Annotated in this window: 14 protein-coding genes and 1 tRNA gene; 7 read left to right on the top strand and 8 right to left on the bottom strand. The window is 73.0% G+C overall.

Annotated features, from left to right (window positions below; translation table 11 throughout):
* Nucleotides 1–61 precede the first annotated feature (61 nt).
* The 5 genes from ACFVHV_RS40210 to ACFVHV_RS40190 form a co-directional block, all read right to left on the bottom strand.
* The gene (locus ACFVHV_RS40210; protein ID WP_380358359.1) at nt 62–895 is read right to left on the bottom strand and encodes an MBL fold metallo-hydrolase; all 834 of its coding nucleotides are present in this window, start codon (nt 893–895) and stop codon (nt 62–64) included.
* Nucleotides 892–1065 (bottom strand): hypothetical protein, encoded by a 174-nt coding sequence (locus ACFVHV_RS40205; protein WP_359905710.1) that lies wholly within the window; start codon nt 1063–1065, stop codon nt 892–894. The genes ACFVHV_RS40210 and ACFVHV_RS40205 overlap by 4 nt, the downstream gene beginning before the upstream one ends.
* A 104-nt stretch (nt 1066–1169) precedes the next feature.
* Entirely contained in the window at nt 1170–2036 is an 867-nt protein-coding gene (locus ACFVHV_RS40200) for an NUDIX hydrolase (protein ID WP_380358357.1), read from the bottom strand.
* A 115-nt stretch (nt 2037–2151) separates the two neighbouring features.
* Nucleotides 2152–2619, bottom strand: a complete 468-nt coding sequence (locus ACFVHV_RS40195; protein WP_359905704.1) for a RidA family protein — start codon at nt 2617–2619, stop codon at nt 2152–2154.
* Nucleotides 2616–2774: a DUF4177 domain-containing protein gene (locus ACFVHV_RS40190; RefSeq protein ID WP_094743074.1), complete on the bottom strand. Its 159-nt coding sequence runs from the start codon at nt 2772–2774 to the stop codon at nt 2616–2618. Before ACFVHV_RS40190 ends, ACFVHV_RS40195 begins: the two co-directional genes overlap by 4 nt.
* A gap of 244 nt (nt 2775–3018) precedes the next feature.
* On the opposite strand from ACFVHV_RS40190, the gene ACFVHV_RS40185 reads away from it, so the two are divergent.
* Nucleotides 3019–4092 carry an ArsA-related P-loop ATPase gene (locus ACFVHV_RS40185; RefSeq protein WP_359905701.1) on the top strand — a complete coding sequence of 358 codons (1074 nt, stop codon included), beginning with the start codon at nt 3019–3021 and terminating at the stop codon, nt 4090–4092.
* A complete protein-coding gene (locus tag ACFVHV_RS40180; RefSeq protein ID WP_359905699.1) occupies nt 4089–5261 on the top strand; it encodes an ArsA family ATPase in 1173 nt (390 codons plus the stop codon). Before ACFVHV_RS40185 ends, ACFVHV_RS40180 begins: the two co-directional genes overlap by 4 nt.
* Nucleotides 5262–5308: 47 nt before the next feature.
* Here the strand turns inward: ACFVHV_RS40180 and ACFVHV_RS40175 are convergent, their stop codons facing one another.
* Nucleotides 5309–5632: a WhiB family transcriptional regulator gene (locus ACFVHV_RS40175; RefSeq protein ID WP_030240986.1), complete on the bottom strand. Its 324-nt coding sequence runs from the start codon at nt 5630–5632 to the stop codon at nt 5309–5311.
* Nucleotides 5633–6055: 423 nt separating this feature from the next.
* On the opposite strand from ACFVHV_RS40175, the gene ACFVHV_RS40170 reads away from it, so the two are divergent.
* Nucleotides 6056–8416: a transglycosylase domain-containing protein gene (locus ACFVHV_RS40170; RefSeq protein WP_380358354.1), complete on the top strand. Its 2361-nt coding sequence runs from the start codon at nt 6056–6058 to the stop codon at nt 8414–8416.
* Between the two features lie 251 nt (nt 8417–8667).
* Here the strand turns inward: ACFVHV_RS40170 and ACFVHV_RS40165 are convergent, their stop codons facing one another.
* On the bottom strand, nt 8668–9120 hold the full coding sequence (locus ACFVHV_RS40165) for a GatB/YqeY domain-containing protein (RefSeq protein ID WP_359905693.1): 453 nt from the start codon (nt 9118–9120) through the stop codon (nt 8668–8670).
* 739 nt (nt 9121–9859) lie between these two features.
* Between ACFVHV_RS40165 and ACFVHV_RS40160 the strand changes: the two genes are divergently transcribed.
* The 4 genes from ACFVHV_RS40160 (at nt 9860) to ACFVHV_RS40145 (ending at nt 13239) form a co-directional block, all read left to right on the top strand.
* A complete protein-coding gene (locus ACFVHV_RS40160; protein ID WP_380358351.1) occupies nt 9860–11158 on the top strand; it encodes a helix-turn-helix domain-containing protein in 1299 nt (432 codons plus the stop codon).
* Nucleotides 11159–11389: 231 nt separating this feature from the next.
* On the top strand, nt 11390–12121 hold the full coding sequence (locus ACFVHV_RS40155; RefSeq protein WP_380358349.1) for a CGNR zinc finger domain-containing protein: 732 nt from the start codon (nt 11390–11392) through the stop codon (nt 12119–12121).
* Complete coding sequence (locus tag ACFVHV_RS40150; RefSeq protein ID WP_380358346.1) at nt 12121–13065, top strand: metallophosphoesterase; 945 nt, start codon at nt 12121–12123, stop codon at nt 13063–13065. Before ACFVHV_RS40155 ends, ACFVHV_RS40150 begins: the two co-directional genes overlap by 1 nt.
* Before the next feature lie 100 nt (nt 13066–13165).
* Nucleotides 13166–13239, top strand: a tRNA-Pro gene (locus ACFVHV_RS40145).
* Nucleotides 13240–13718: 479 nt separating this feature from the next.
* Here the strand turns inward: ACFVHV_RS40145 and ACFVHV_RS40140 are convergent.
* A partial coding sequence (locus tag ACFVHV_RS40140) for a LuxR C-terminal-related transcriptional regulator (RefSeq protein WP_380358343.1) occupies nt 13719–14955 on the bottom strand: 1237 nt, incomplete at its 5' end.

Raw genomic sequence — 14955 nt, 5'->3', positions numbered from 1 at the left:
GGGCCCGTCCGATCCGGACGGGCCCCTCCGCGTTCACCCCCGCGTTCCAGCGTTCAGGGGATCACTCGGCGCCCGGGATCAGCCCGTGGTCCTCCAGGTATTCCAGCTGGGCCCGCACCGACAGCTCGGCGGCCGGCCACAGCGCCCGGTCCACGTCGGAGTAGACCCGGGCCACCACCTCGGGCGCGGTCCGGCAGCCCGCCTCGACCGCGGTCTCCACCTGGGCGAGCCGGGCGGCCCGGTGGGCCAGGTAGAAGTCGACGGCGCCCAGCGCGTCCCCGAGCACCGGGCCGTGGCCGGGCAGCACCGTGCGCACGCCGTGCTGGGAGGCCATGGTGTGCAGCCGGCGCAGCGAGTCCAGGTAGTCGCCCAGCCGGCCGTCGGGGTGCGCGACCATCGTGGTGCCGCGGCCGAGCACGGTGTCGCCGGTGAGCACCGCGCCGTCGTCCGGCAGGTGGAAGGTCAGCGAGTCCGAGGTGTGCCCCGGGGTGGCCACCACCCGCAGGTCGAGACCGCCGACGTCCAGGCGCTGGCCGCCCACCAGGCCTTCCGAGCCCAGCCGGTGCGACGGGTCCAGGGCCCGCACCTCGGAGCCGGTCAGCTCGGCGAAGCGGGCCGCGCCCTCGGAGTGGTCGGCGTGGCCGTGGGTGAGCAGGGTCAGCGCGATCCGCTTGCCCCGCTCCCGCGCGAGGTCGACCACCCGGCGCAGGTGGCCCTCGTGCAGCGGGCCCGGGTCGATCACCACCGCGAGGTCCGAGCCGGGCTCGGAGAGCAGCCAGGTGTTGGTGCCGTCCAGCGTCATCGGCGACGGGTTCGGTGCCAGCACGCACAGCGCCCGAGGGGTGGCCTCGCCGCCGACGGCGGCGGCGGGGTCGCCCGGAAGGAGTCCGCTCACCGGCCGCCTCCGCCGTCTCGGTGCAGGGCCCGCAGCGGCAGTGCCCGGACGAGGGCGCGCTGCGCCACCTCGACGAACGGGACCTGGCTCACGCAGGCGGGGTCACGGGGAGTCAGACGGCGGGCGGGCATCTCGGGCGCCGTCCGGCGAGCCACGTCGTTGTGGGTCATCGGGCGTCGGTCCTCTCTCTGCGTCGGTACGGGATGGTCGCGTCCTGCGGGGTGTACGACCCGCAGCCGGTACGGGGGCCCGGGAGGCCCCACCGGTGGAACGGTCAGGAGCCCTCGGGGAACTCCCCGTCGATGGTCAGTTCCTGGTACCCGGGCCAGCGGACCGTCAGGCGGTCGCCGCGGATCTCGGCCCGGCCCAGGACCGGCGTCAGCGGGCGGTCGGCGGCCGCGGCCAGTGCCTCGGCCGCGGTCCGGGCCGAGGACAGCTCGCGCAGCACCGTCACGGTCGGCGGCAGCATGCCGAACCGGCCCTCCCGGTGGCCGCGCACCGCCTCGGCGGGGGTCAGCCAGGCGACCCGGTCGGCCTCGCCGACCTCCAGGGCCGCGCGCTGGCCGACCGGCAGCGCGGCGACGAAGAACCAGGTGTCGTAGCGCCGTTCCTCGAACTCGGGGGTGATCCAGCGGGCCCAGCCGCCCAGCAGGTCGCTGCGCAGCACCAGGCCGTGGTCGCGGAGGAACTCGGCGAAGGACAGCTCGTGCGCCTCCAGCGCGGCCCGCTCGGCGGACCAGTCGCGCGGCGCGGCGACGCTGTCGGCGTCCGGGCCGGCCAGCAGCACGCCGGCCTCCTCGAAGGTCTCCCGGACGGCCGCGCAGACCACCGCCCGCGCCGTCCGGGCGTCCACCCCGAGCCGTCGCGCCCATTCCCCGGGCGTCGGCCCGGCCCAGCCCGGCTCGACCTCGGCGTCCCGCGGGTCCACCCCGCCGCCGGGGTAGGCGTACATCCCGGCCGCGAAGGCCATCGAGGTGCGCCTGCGCAGCAGGTAGGCCTCCGGCCCCCCGGCGGCGTCGCGCAGCAGCACGACGGTCGCGGCGGGCCTGGGCACCGGCGGGGTCACCGCACCGGATGCGACCGCCCGGATCCGGGCGGGCCAGCCGGGCGGCATCGGGAGCGTCGTCGCTCGATGGTCCATGCCCGGATGCTAGGGCGTGCCCGGCGATTCCCGCCAGGCTCACCGATCGATCGGACACACTCCGGCCACACGGGGGCGGGGCCGGACAGGCCCGGCCCCGCCCCCGCGATCACGTTCAGACGGTCTTGAGGCGCACCACGAGCTCGACCTCGACCGGGGCGTCCAGCGGCAGCACCGCGACGCCGACGGCGCTGCGGGCGTGCACGCCCGCGTCGCCCAGCACCTTGCCGAGCAGCTCGCTGGCGCCGTTGACGACGGCCGGGACACCGATGAAGTCGGGGGCGGCGGCGACGAAGCCGACGACCTTGACGACCCGCTCGATCCGGTCGAGGTCGCCGATCACGGACTTCACGGCGGCCAGGGCGTTCAGCCCGCAGATCTGCGCGAGGTCCTTGGCCTCCTCCGGGGAGACCTCGGCACCGACCTTGCCGGTGGTCGGCAGCTTGCCGCCGACGACCGGGAGCTGGCCGGAGGTGAACACGAGGTCGCCGGAGTGCACGGCCGGCACGTAGGCGGCGACCGGGGCGGCCACCGGAGGCAGGGTCAGACCCAGCTCGGCGAGCTTCTCCTCGACCTTGCTCATGCGTTCTTCTCCCGCTTGAAGTAGGCCACCAGCTGCTCCGGGTTCGGGCCGGGCACGACCTGGACGAGCTCCCAGCCGTCCTCGCCGAAGTTGTCCAGGATCTGCTTGGTGGCGTGCACCAGCAGGGGCGCCGTCATGTATTCCCACTTGGTCATGGCCAGACTCTAGACGAGCCGTCGCGGTGATCCGCTCCGACGGCCGCGAGGCGTGTGAGGTGGGGCACAAAGAGGGCATGATCCGGCCTGACGGCCCAGGTGCTCCGGGCATCCGGTGCGCTCCCTGGTTACCCTCGCGAGAGGGCACCCTGGTGAAGGGCACCCCCGTCGGGAGGGGACCCTGGTGAGGGGCACCCTCGTCAGGAGGGGACGCCCGTAGGACGGAGACGGACGGAGACGGAGCGTGGCACGCACCCCCGGCCAGGCGGCCCGGCGCGACCCCGACTGGGAGGGCGTCCGGCTGCACGTGGTCAGCGGCAAGGGCGGCACCGGGAAGACCACGCTGGCCGCGGCGCTGGCCCTGGCGCTCGCCGCCGACGGCGGACGGGTGCTGCTGATCGAGGTCGAGGGCCGGCAGGGCATCGCCGAGCTGTTCGGGATCGCCGCACTGCCGTACGAGGAGCGCCGGATCGCCTCGGTCTCCCGCGCCCAGCTGGGGCTGGCCGCCGGTGGGGGCGGGCCCGGCGAGGTCTTCGCGCTGGCGATCGACACCGAGCTGGCGCTGCTGGAGTACCTGGAGATGTTCTACAAGCTCGGCCGGGCCGGGAAGGCGCTCCAGAAGGTCGGCTTCGTCGACTTCGCCACCACCATCGCGCCCGGTGTGCGGGACGTCCTGCTCACCGGCAAGGCCTGCGAGGCGACCAGGCGCAAGGACCCGGACGGCCGGCGGCGCTACGACGCGGTGGTCATGGACGCCCCGCCGACCGGGCGGCTGACCAGGTTCCTGAACGTCAACGCGGAGGTCGCCGGACTGGCCCGGATCGGCCCGATACACACCCAGGCGCAGGCCGTGATGCGGGTGCTGAAGTCGCCGGAGACCGCGGTGCACCTGGTCACCCTGCTGGAGGAGATGCCGGTGCAGGAGACGGTCGACGGCATCGGGGAGCTGCGCGAGGCGAAGCTCCCGGTGGGCGGGGTGATGGTCAACATGGTCCGGCCGCCGGTGCTGGACGCGGCGGCGGTGGCCGCGGTGGACGGGGACCACCGCGAGGAGGTCGCCGTGGCGCTCGGCGAGGCCGGGCTCGGCGGCCGCACGCGCGCCGCGGAGAAGGTCCGGGCGGCGGTGGAGCCGCTGATCGACCCCCTGCTGGCGCAGGCCAGGGAGCACGCCGAGCGGGTCGAGCTGGAGCGCGCGCAGCGCGCCGACATCCAGCAGCTGCGGCTCCCGACGTACGAACTGCCGCTGCTGGGCGAGGGCGTGGACCTCGGCGGGCTGTACCGGCTGGCGGGCGAACTGAAGCGGCAGGGGGCGGCATGACCTCGAACAGCGGGGTGCGGAGCACCGGGCGGCGACTCGCGGTGGACGAGCTGATCGACGACCCGAAGACCAGGATCATCGTCTGCTGCGGTTCCGGCGGCGTCGGCAAGACCACCACCGCCGCGGCGCTCGGCCTGCGGGCGGCCGAGCGCGGCCGCAAGGTCGTGGTGCTGACCATCGACCCGGCCCGCCGGCTCGCCCAGTCGATGGGCCTGACCGAGCTCGACAACACCCCCCGGGTGGTCAAGGGGGTCACCGGCGACGGCGAGCTCCAGGCCATGATGCTGGACATGAAGCGGACCTTCGACGAGGTCGTGCTGGCCCACGCCGAGCCCGAGCGGGCCAAGGCGATCATGGAGAACCCCTTCTACCAGTCCCTGTCGGCCGGCTTCGCGGGCACGCAGGAGTACATGGCGATGGAGAAGCTCGGGCAGCTGCGCGCCGCCGAGGAGTGGGACCTGATCGTCGTGGACACCCCGCCGTCCCGCTCGGCGCTCGACTTCCTGGACGCGCCCAACCGGCTCGGGTCCTTCCTGGACGGCCGGGTGATCCGGATCCTCACCGCCCCGGCCAAGGTCGGCGGGCGCAGCGCGATGCGCTTCCTGAACGTCGGGATGGGACTGCTCACCGGCACCCTGGGCAAGATCTTCGGTGCTCAGCTGCTGACCGACGTGCAGACCTTCGTCAGCGCGATGGACTCGATGTTCGGCGGTTTCCGGGAGCGCGCGGACCGCACGTACCAGCTGCTCAAGGCGCCGGGCACGGCGTTCCTGGTGGTGGCCGCGCCGGAGCGGGACGCGCTGCGCGAGGCGGCGTACTTCGTGGACCGGCTGGCCGCGGACCGGATGCCGCTGGCCGGGCTGGTGCTCAACCGGGTGCACGACACGGGGGCACCGCAGCTCACCGCGGAGCGGGCGCTGGCGGCCGCCGAGGCCCTGGAGGAGAACGGCTCGGAGCACGCCTCGCCCGCTGCGGAACTGCTCGCGGCCGGGCTGCTGCGACTGCACGCCGAGCGGATGCAGATCATGGGGCGCGAACGCCGCACCCGCGACCGCTTCGTCTCGGTGTACCCGGACGTGCCGATCGTGGAGGTGCCGGCGCTGCCGGGCGACGTGCACGACCTGGACGGGCTCCGGGCCATCGGGGACCGGCTCAACGGCGCGGTGTAGCCCGTGCCCGAGGGCCGACCGGCCCGGACCGCGCGGTGCGGCCGGGCTCAGCCCGCCTGGGCGTAGTCCGTCAGTATCACTCCGGTCGCGAGGGACTCCTCGTACTCGGTGCGTGCCGTCTCCAGCAGCCTCCGCCACGAGATGACGGTCGGGCGGCGGCGCAGCAGCGCACGGCGCTCGCGCTCCGTCATCCCGCCCCACACCCCGAACTCCACCCGGTTGTCCAGGGCGTCCGCGAGGCACTCCGTCCGGACGGGGCAGCCGCTGCACACCGCCTTCGCGCGGTTCTGCGCCGCCCCCTGGACGAACAGTTCGTCCGGATCACTCGTGCGGCAGGCGGCCTGCGCACTCCAGTCGTCAACCCAGCCCATGCCGGCGCCGTCCTCTCCCGTTTCGAGGCTCCCCCACGGCGGCAACGGCATATTCACCGTTGCCAGTTGAGGACGTTACGGAAGAACGACAGCTTGCAACAGCCCCTTCGGGCTCAATCTCGAATGACCCGATTGGACTATGGGTATCGATCAGCTCACTCGTTGGAGTGATCGCAGGTCGCACGCCTTGCCAAAAGCGGAGCCCGCACTCTCGCCACAGGAGTCACCACGGAGCGTGACTGAACACACGGGTACAGCAGGCCACAGCTGCCTCAAAACCCGGCCATCGCGGGGCATTTCGGGCAAGTCTCCTCGCCCACAAGAGTGAGCGATGTTGACGCACCGAAGCTGTCGCAAGCTTGTGACAAGCCTAGGCGAACGCCTGCCGCTGTGTGCGGGAATCCGCGACGTAGGGTTCTCCCCATGGCACCGAAGCGCCCACAGGCACCCCAGCCCCCAGGCAACACCGGAGCTCCGCGCGGCAGGACCGGCGGATCACCGTTGGAGCACGCCGGCAACGGCGTGAAGTTCCTGGGCGTCAGCGTGCTCTCCGGAGTCCTGCTGGCCGGTCTCGCCCTGCCCGCCGTCGGCGCCATCGGGCTGACCGCCAAGGACACGGCGGAGAGCTTCGACAACATCCCGGACGACTTCAAGACCCCGCCGCTCACCCAGGCCACCCAGATCTTCGACGCCAAGGGCGGGCTGATCGCCAAGGTCTACGAGCGCGACCGCACGGTCCTGACCGCCGATCAGATGTCGCCCTTCATGCGCCACGCCCAGGTGGACATCGAGGACGCCCGCTTCTACGAGCACGGCGCCGTCGACCTCAAGGGCATCCTCCGCGCGGTCAGCAAGAACGCGGAGAGCGGCACCGCCTCCCAGGGCGCCTCCACCCTGACCCAGCAGTACGTGAAGAACGTCAACGTGGAGAAGGCCGGCGACGACCAGGCGGCCGTCCTGGAGGCCCAGCGCAAGACCCTGGGCCGCAAGATCCAGGAACTCAAGGTCGCCATCAAGCTGGAGGAGGACCTGTCCAAGGACCAGATCCTCACCAACTACCTCAACATCACCTTCTACGGCCACCAGGCCTACGGGGTCGAGGCCGCCTCCCAGCGCTACTTCAGCAAGAGCAACAAGGACCTGACCGTCGCCGAGGCCGCCACCCTGGCCGGCATGGTGCAGAACCCGTCGTCCTACGACCCGGTGCGCTACCCCGAGAACACGGTCAAGCGCCGCAACGTCGTGATCGACAAGATGCTGGAGAACAAGCACATCACCGCCGACCAGGCGAAGGAGGCGAAGGCCGCCCCGCTGGGTCTGAAGTACAAGGACCCGCAGAACGGCTGCATCACCGCCCAGGCCGGCATGGGCTTCTTCTGCGACTACGTCCGCCACGTGGTCAAGCAGGACCCGGCCTTCGGCAAGAACGCCGACGAGCGCAAGAAGGTGTGGAACACCGGCGGCCTGAACATCTACACCACGCTGGACCCGGACAAGCAGGCCGCCGCGCAGAACGCCGTCACCAAGAAGGTCAACGTGACCGACACGGTGTCGGCCGCCGCGACCATGATGGAGCCGGGCAGCGGCAAGATCCTGGCGATGGCCCAGACCCGCCCGTACGGCCTGGACCCGAACAAGAACCAGACCGTCGTCAACCTCAACGTGGACGCCGCGATGGGCGGCGGCAACGGCTTCCAGACCGGTTCGACCTTCAAGCCGATCCTGGCCGCGGCCGCGCTGGAGTCGGGCATGTCGAACACCCAGGCGTTCCCGTCCGAGAACAAGATCGAGTACCCGCAGATGTCCACCTGCTCGGGCACCTGGAAGAACACCGTCAAGCCCAAGGAGACGGTGAAGAACGAGCAGGACAGCGAGGTCGGGCCGTACCAGCTGAAGGAGGCCATGGCCCGCTCGGTCAACACCTACTTCGTGCAGATGGAGCAGCAGGTCGGCCTCTGCGCGATGAAGCAGATGGCGAACAAGCTGGGCATCACCCAGTCCGCCAAGGGCGACGCCTTCCAGGAGGTGCCCTCGATGGTCCTCGGCACCCTGGAGCTCTCCCCGCTGACCATGGCGAACGTCTACGCGACCTTCGCCGCCCGCGGCAAGTACTGCACCCCGATCGCGATCAACAAGATCACCACGGTGGACGGCAAGGACATCCCGGTCCCGCAGTCCCAGTGCAGCCAGGCCTTCTCCGAGCAGACCGCGGACTCGCTCAACGCCGTCCTGCTCAACGTGACCGAGAAGGGCACCGCGGCCGCCCTGACCATGGACGACGGCCGCAAGATCGCCGGCAAGACCGGTACCACCGACGAGAAGAAGGCCGCCTGGTTCAGCGGTTACACCCCGTCGCTGGCCGCCGCGGTCTGGCTCGGCGGCCCGGCCGGCGGCGTCAAGATGAAGAACATCACCATCGGCGGCAAGTACTACCCCGAGGTGTTCGGCGCCGACGGCCCCGGCCCGATCTGGGCGATGGCGATGAACCAGGCGCTCAAGGGAACGCCGCTGGAGCCGATCCAGACCGCCAACATCCCGGACCCGCAGCCGGCCACTCCCCCGGCGGGCGCCACCGCACCGGCCACCGACCCGAACGCTCCGCAGCCCGGCGGCAACCCCCCGCCGCCGCAGCAGGGCGGCAACCCCGGCCAGCCCGGCGGGCAGCCCGGCGGGCTCCCCGGCGGACTGCCCGGCGGCTTCCCCGGCGGGTTCACCTTCCCGCCCTTCCCCGGCAACGGGAACGGGAACGGCGGCCGGCACGGCGGCGGCAACGGGAACGGCTGACCCGTCCCGGGCCGCGAAACGGCCGACACGGTGAAGGGGCGCCCTCCAGTGCGGAGGGCGCCCCTTCGGCGTGTTGCCGGGGCGGCGCATGACCGAGGCGGCGCATGACCGACGCGGGGCGTCACCGGGGCGGCGCGTCACCTGGGGGCGTCACCTGGGCGACGGGTCGGGACCGGCGGACCAGCGGGCCGGCTGACCAGCGGACCGGCTGACCGGCTGACCGGCGCCCACGGGGGCGTCCGGCACCCGGCTCAGGCCAGGGCGGCCTTCACGGCCGCGGCGACCCGGCCGCCCTCGGCCAGGCCGTCGACCTTGGGCTTCACCAGCTTCATGACGGCGCCCATCCCCTGCGGGCCGCTCGCACCGCTCTCGGCCACGGCGGCCGCCACGATCGCGGCCAGTTCCTCGTCGGAGAGCTGCTTGGGCAGGTAGGTCGCCAGCACCTCACCCTCGGCCCGCTCCCGGGCCGCCTGCTCCGTCCGGCCCGCCGTGTCGAAGGCCTCGGCCGCCTCCCGGCGCTTCTTCGCCTCGCGGCCGATCACCTTCAGCACATCGGCGTCGGACAGCTCGCGCTTCTGCTTGCCCGCCACCTCCTCGCTGGTGACGGCCGCCAGCGTGAGCCGGATGGTGGACGCGCGCAGCTCGTCCCGGTCCTTGATGGCAGCCGTGAGGTTCTCGTGCAGCTGCTCCTTGAGCGTTGTCATTTCCTCTTCTTATCCTTCGGCTGTGGGTGGGCTCAACCGGGTTTCCCCGGGCGTCCACCGGGGTTTCCGCAGTTGAACGAGTATCCCCCGAGAACCCCGGCCGGCATCCCCGACAACCCCGGCCGAGGGCGCCCGACAGCCCGCCGGACGGCGCCGATCCGACCCGGGAACGGGCGGCGGTCGATTCCATGAACAATCGATGCCCGACTCCGGGAACAAGCGACGGGATTCGGCCACGGTGGCCGATAATGCTTGCACAATATCGGCCGCAATGCCGAAAATTGCCGGATCCGGAGCGAAGTTGCCGGTCCCGGAGGGGCAAATCGAACGCTGTGACCGCTTCGCCGAAAATAGTCCGCGTAGTACACTCGTTCGCGCGTCGCTTGAGCAGCCGATGGCGGCGATCACCTCACCTCGAATCACCGTCGAATCATCGCCGAAGACCGCCACGAACAACTGCGACAACCCGTCATCACGTCCCCGATTCATTATTCCACGGCACTGGCACACTGCCGCCCAGGCACCTGGCGGCCCTGACACCTGGCGGCCCGGGTCCCTTGCGCCCCCTGCCGGAACGAGCGCGCACGCCCGCGCTCCGCCCGGCTGCCCGACCGCCCGGCGACAGTGATCGCTTTTCGGAGCGATGGGCGCCGTAAAAGCGATCGCATCGAGTTCTGACTTTTATTCTGCTCACAACAGCAGGAAGCGCGGGGGAATGGACAACAATCAGCTTCGATCGATGTTGGTGACCCAACGGAAGATGGTCGGCTGGAGCCAGGAGCAATTAGCCGAACACTCCACTGTCAGCGTCCGCACCATTCGCAACCTGGAAACCGGCGCCATCAAGAATCCGCGCCGCAGTTCCGTGGAACTCCTGGTGGGCGCGCTGTTCGCCGCGGCGACCAACCGGGACGACACCCTGCTCTCCCAGGTCGTTCACGCGGGCGCCCCGGCCGGGCTGCCGCCCACCCGGCCGGAACCCGGATTCCCGGCCCGCGTCGCCGAGCTCCCGGACAACGCGCGGTGGCGGGGACTGCGACCCAAGACGGACATCACCGTCGGCCGACGGGCCGACCTGCTGCACGTCGTGACCGCCCTGCGACCGGGCCGTCCGCTGGTGCTCACCGGACCCGCCGGGGTCGGCAAGACCCGGCTGGCGCTGGACTCGGCCGCCCACCTGCTGGACCGCTTCCGGGACGGCGTCGTGGTCCTGGAACTCGGCTCGGTCACCCCCGAGGCCGTCGACCCGGCGGCCGCCTCGGCCCAGGCCCAGCGCGCGCTCGACACCCTCCTCCGGGGCTTCGGCCGCGACCCGCGGACCGGCCCCGAGCTGCAGCTGCTGCTGGTCGTCGACAACGCCGAGCACGTCATCGACACGGTGGCCCGGCAGGTCAGGACACTGCTGGCGCGGCACCCGGCACTCCACATCATGATCACCTCGCTGCGGGCGCCCGCCGGGGTCCCCGCCGACCTGTGGGAGGTCTCACCGCTGTCGGTCGACCACCCGGACGGCCCCTACGGCTGCCCGCCGGCCGCCGAGCTGTTCTGCCACCGGGTGCACTCGGTCGCCCCGACGCTCGACCTCGGCGACCAGATGCCGCAGGTCGTCGAGCTCTGCCGACGCCTCGGCGGCCTGGCGCTCGCGATCGAGAACGCCGCCGTGCGGATGCGCTCGGTGCCCCTGCACGTCCTGGTGGACGAGTGCCGGGTGCTGCCGATCCTCGGCCAGGAGGAGGTCGGCGGGCTCTCCCACCACCGCTCGCTGCACCGCAGCCTCGCCTGGGCGTACGGACTGCTCGACGAACGGCAGCGCCGGGCACTCAGACGGCTCTCCCGGTTCCCCGAGGAGTTCTCCATCGACGACATCCGGCAGGAGCCCGTCGACGGCGGCGGCCCGGCCGGCCGGGAGCCCTCCCGCAACCTCGACGTCCTGGCCGAACTGGTCGACTTCTCCGTCGTCCAGGTGAATCGCGGCCACCAGTACGCGTACCGGGTCCCCCGGATGATGCGCGAGTACGTCAACGCCATTCCGGCCTGAGGCCGGCCCGCGCCCCCGTCGCCCGGAGTGCCGCTCCGGGCGACGGGGGTGCCGGGCGACGGGGTGCTCCACGCCTCCGGGGAGGGGCCTCCTGAGCAAGGGTCAGCCCTTCCGCCCGGCAGCGGCCCACCCGTCTTCCTTCCCCCTCCGGCCCCGTAACCCGTCTTCGCAACCCGTCTTCGTAACCCCTCTTCGTAACCCGTCTTCCCGGTTACACCTATCCTGGGGCGCATGACCGACGGAGACGACCCGGTCCCCCGGAACGCGACCGGCCCTGCCGACCCGGCCGTACGGCGCACCCCGCCCGGGCTGGTCCTCACCACCCCCGGGGGCAGCCGCTTCCACTTCGACCCCGGCGCCCTCTGCCTGGAACTGCTCACCACCGGCGGACCCGGCCCGTACGCCCGGTACGAGGTGCTGCACCGGCCCGCCGACCTCGCCGCCTGGCTCCCGCCGTCCCGGCTGCGGCTGCCCGCCGACGCCGTACGGATCTCCCCCGCCGAGCTCACCGCCACCCGCACCCTCCGCGACGCCCTGTGGCACCTGGCCGCCGCCCGCGCCCACGGCCGCCCCGGCGAACCCGAGGACTACGCCGTCCTCAACCGGGCCGCCGAGCACCCGCCACTGGTCCCCCGGATCGCCCCGGACGGCACCGCGGCCGCCCCGCCACCCGCCGACGGAACCCAGCTGACCTCCACCCTCGCCCGGGACGCCATCGCCCTGCTCACCGGCCCGTACGCGGACCGGATCCGGGAATGCGGCGCCCACGACTGCCGACTGATCTTCGTCGACACCTCGCGCCCCGGCCGCCGGCGCTGGTGCTCGATGGAACGCTGCGGCAACCGCCACAAGGTCCGCTCCCTGCGCGCCCGCCGGGAGACCGAGGAGACGCCCCCGGCCGCCGCCCTCCCCGCCGACTCCGGGCGTGCGCCCGCTGATCCACCGTCTGAGAGCATGGGCTGATGCGACCGCTGTACTCCGTTCCCCTCGGCATCGCCGCCGCCGGCACCGCCTGCCTCGCCTACTCCGTCGGGTACGAGGTCCGGGCCTTCCGCCTCCGCCGGATCGAGGTCCCCGTCCTCCCGCGCGGCGCCCGCCCGATCCGGGTCCTCCAGGTGTCCGACATCCACATGGTGAGCGGGCAGGGCAAGAAGCAGCGCTGGCTGAAGAGCCTGGCCGGCCTGCGCCCCGACCTGGTGGTCAACACCGGCGACAACCTCTCCGACCCGCTCGGCGTCCCGGCCACCCTCGACGCGCTCGGGCCCCTCATGGAGTTCCCCGGCGTCTACGTCTTCGGCTCCAACGACTACTACGGCCCGGCCCGCAAGAACCCGGCACGCTACCTCCAGGCCATGCGCAGCGGCGCCCACGGCATGAACAACCCCGACGGCACCGCCCGCCGCGGCATCACCGGAGCCGTCCACAACCCGTGGGAGAAGCTCCGCGACGGCTTCGACGGGGCCGGCTGGCTCGACCTCACCAACACCCGCGGCCGGCTCACCGTGAACGGGCTCGACCTGGAGTTCACCGGCCTCGACGACCCCCACATCCGCCGCGACCGCTACAGCGACGTCGCCGGCGGCCCCTCCGCCGACGCCGACCTCTCCCTCGCCGTCGTCCACGCGCCCTACCTGCGCGTCCTCGACGCCTTCACCGCCGACCGCTACCCGCTGATCCTGGCCGGCCACACCCACGGCGGCCAGCTCTGCATCCCCTTCTACGGCGCCCTGGTCACCAACTGCGACATCGACACCCGCCGGGTCAAGGGCCTCTCCACCCACACCGCCGGCGGCCACCGCTCCCACCTCCACGTCTCGGCCGGGTGCGGCACCAACCGCTACACCCCCGTCCGCTTCGCCTGCCCGCCCGAGGCCACCCTCCTCACCCTCGTCCCGGCCCCCCGCTGACCCCCGCCGGACGCCCGCCCGAAACCGGATTTCGTGTCTCGGCGAGCGTCCGGTAGAGTTCTACTCGTCGCGAAGGAGACGGAGCGACAAACCGCAAGACCGGGGTGTGGCGCAGCTTGGTAGCGCGCTTCGTTCGGGACGAAGAGGCCGTGGGTTCAAATCCCGCCACCCCGACCCACTGCAGAGGGCCTGCCGGAGAAATCCGGCAGGCCCTCTGTCGTTGTGCGGGGCCGCCCGGGTGACCGATCCTCAGCCGCTCCGGCGGTGGGGGCCTGCCGCCGAGTCCGCCGGTCGGTGACCGGCGGGTTCCGCCAGCCGGGTGTGCCGGGTCCGGCCGTCGGCCGGGCTCCGGATCGCGGACCTGGGGCGACGCCCCGTCCGGACAACCCGTCGGAGCTCCCTGCACGCCCGCGGTGCCGTCGCCGGCCGGTTCGCCCGCGGCCGCCTCCGCTCCGGCCCCGGGATCGCGCTCGGCATCGACGGGGCCATCGCGATCGTCGTGGAGGGGCCCGCCGCGGCGACACCCGGAACAGGTCGTGATTCGCGCCGTGTTCGGCCCCTGGAAAGCTCCGGACCGGACGGCGGGAAGGGCGGACCACCAGTGGGGCGGGCACGCGGGCGTGAGTGGACGCGGTGCGCCGGGCGGCGTCCGGTCAGAGGACGGTGGTCAGTTCGGTGCGGGAGGTGATGTTGAGCTTGGGGTAGGCCTTGTAGAGGTGGTGGGCGACGGTGCGGGGGCTGAGGAAGAGCTGGGCGGCGATGTCGCGGTTGGTGAGGCCCTGGGCGGCGAGGCGGGCGATCTGGAGTTCCTGGGGGGTGAGGGGGGACTGCGGGGTGCCGGTGGGGGTGGCCGGGGCGGGGGTGCCGGTGGCGGAGAGTTCGGTGCGGGCGCGGGCGGCCCAGGGGTGGGCGCCGAGGCGGTCGAAGGTCTCCAGGGCGGCGCGCAGGTGGGGGCGGGCGTCGGTGCGGCGGCGGGTGCGGCGCAGCCATTCGCCGTAGAGGAGGGCGGTGCGGGCCTGTTCGAAGGGGCGGTGGGCCGTCGCGTGCCGGGAGAGGGCGCCGCGGTAGGCGGTCTCGGCGAGTTCGTCGGGGCCGAGCAGGGCCTGGCAGCGCAGGCGGAGGGCCTCGGCCCAGGGGCGGTCGGCGGCGGCCGTCCAGCGGGCGAAGCGCTCGTAGGGTTCGGCGGCGCGTTCGGGGGTGCCGAGGCGGACGGCGGCCTCGACCAGGTCGGGGACGGCCCGGGTGGCGCTGATGTGGTGCCGGTGCGGGCCGGTGGTGAGGGTGTGCAGCCGGTCGGCGGCGTCGCCGGCGCGGCCCTGGCCGAGGTCGAGCAGGGCGAGCGCCCACTGGACCCAGGCCAGGCCGGCTGCGGGGGCGGCGGTCTGCGGGCCGGTGGTGGCGAGGGCGGTCGCGGCGAGTTCGGCGCAGCTGTCGGCGCGGCCGTCCAGCGCGGCCAGGCAGGCGAGCAGCGCGGTGAGTTGGCTGACCCACTGGTGCTGGCCGGTGTCCCGGGCGAGGCCGAGGCCTTCGGTGGCGGTGAGTTCGGCGTCGCGGTGCCGGCCGTGGAAGAGTTCGGCCTCGGCCAGGAAGAACTGCAGGGTGGGCATCACTCCGACGGTGCCCTTGGCGCGGGCTTCTGCGATCAGTTCGGCGGCGAGTTCGACGGTCTCCTCGTCGCGCCCGAGGACCAGGGTGGCGCCGCACAGCTGGACCAGGTCGACCGGGCTGTCGGCCCCTGCCCGGCGGGCGGCCTCCACGGCCTCCCGGACGGGCCGGAGCGGCGTGGCGGGCCGGCCGAGCGCGGGCAGGACGGCAGCGGGCAGGTGGCGGGCGAGCGGGGCGAGGGGGTCGTCGTCGGCGAGCGGCAGGACCGCCAGGCGGTCCAGGACG

It is taken from the genome of Kitasatospora sp. NPDC127116, assembly GCF_042677365.1.
Classification (GTDB): domain Bacteria; phylum Actinomycetota; class Actinomycetes; order Streptomycetales; family Streptomycetaceae; genus Kitasatospora; species Kitasatospora lactacystinica.
The sequence above is the reverse complement of the archived record's forward strand: the minus strand, read 5'-3'. Positions and strand labels throughout refer to the sequence as shown.

What these genes read in the sequence shown, in the direction of transcription:
- ACFVHV_RS40190 (WP_094743074.1), bottom strand. Translation starts at nt 2,774, where the DNA reads ATGACCAAGTGGGAATACATGACGGCGCCCCTGCTGGTGCACGCCACC.
- ACFVHV_RS40175 (WP_030240986.1), bottom strand. Translation starts at nt 5,632, where the DNA reads ATGGGCTGGGTTGACGACTGGAGTGCGCAGGCCGCCTGCCGCACGAGT.
- ACFVHV_RS40205 (WP_359905710.1), bottom strand. Translation starts at nt 1,065, where the DNA reads ATGACCCACAACGACGTGGCTCGCCGGACGGCGCCCGAGATGCCCGCC.
- ACFVHV_RS40195 (WP_359905704.1), bottom strand. Translation starts at nt 2,619, where the DNA reads ATGAGCAAGGTCGAGGAGAAGCTCGCCGAGCTGGGTCTGACCCTGCCT.
- ACFVHV_RS40180 (WP_359905699.1), top strand. Translation starts at nt 4,089, where the DNA reads ATGACCTCGAACAGCGGGGTGCGGAGCACCGGGCGGCGACTCGCGGTG.
- ACFVHV_RS40170 (WP_380358354.1), top strand. Translation starts at nt 6,056, where the DNA reads ATGGCACCGAAGCGCCCACAGGCACCCCAGCCCCCAGGCAACACCGGA.
- ACFVHV_RS40165 (WP_359905693.1), bottom strand. Translation starts at nt 9,120, where the DNA reads ATGACAACGCTCAAGGAGCAGCTGCACGAGAACCTCACGGCTGCCATC.
- ACFVHV_RS40150 (WP_380358346.1), top strand. Translation starts at nt 12,121, where the DNA reads ATGCGACCGCTGTACTCCGTTCCCCTCGGCATCGCCGCCGCCGGCACC.
- ACFVHV_RS40200 (WP_380358357.1), bottom strand. Translation starts at nt 2,036, where the DNA reads ATGGACCATCGAGCGACGACGCTCCCGATGCCGCCCGGCTGGCCCGCC.
- ACFVHV_RS40155 (WP_380358349.1), top strand. Translation starts at nt 11,390, where the DNA reads ATGACCGACGGAGACGACCCGGTCCCCCGGAACGCGACCGGCCCTGCC.
- ACFVHV_RS40160 (WP_380358351.1), top strand. Translation starts at nt 9,860, where the DNA reads ATGTTGGTGACCCAACGGAAGATGGTCGGCTGGAGCCAGGAGCAATTA.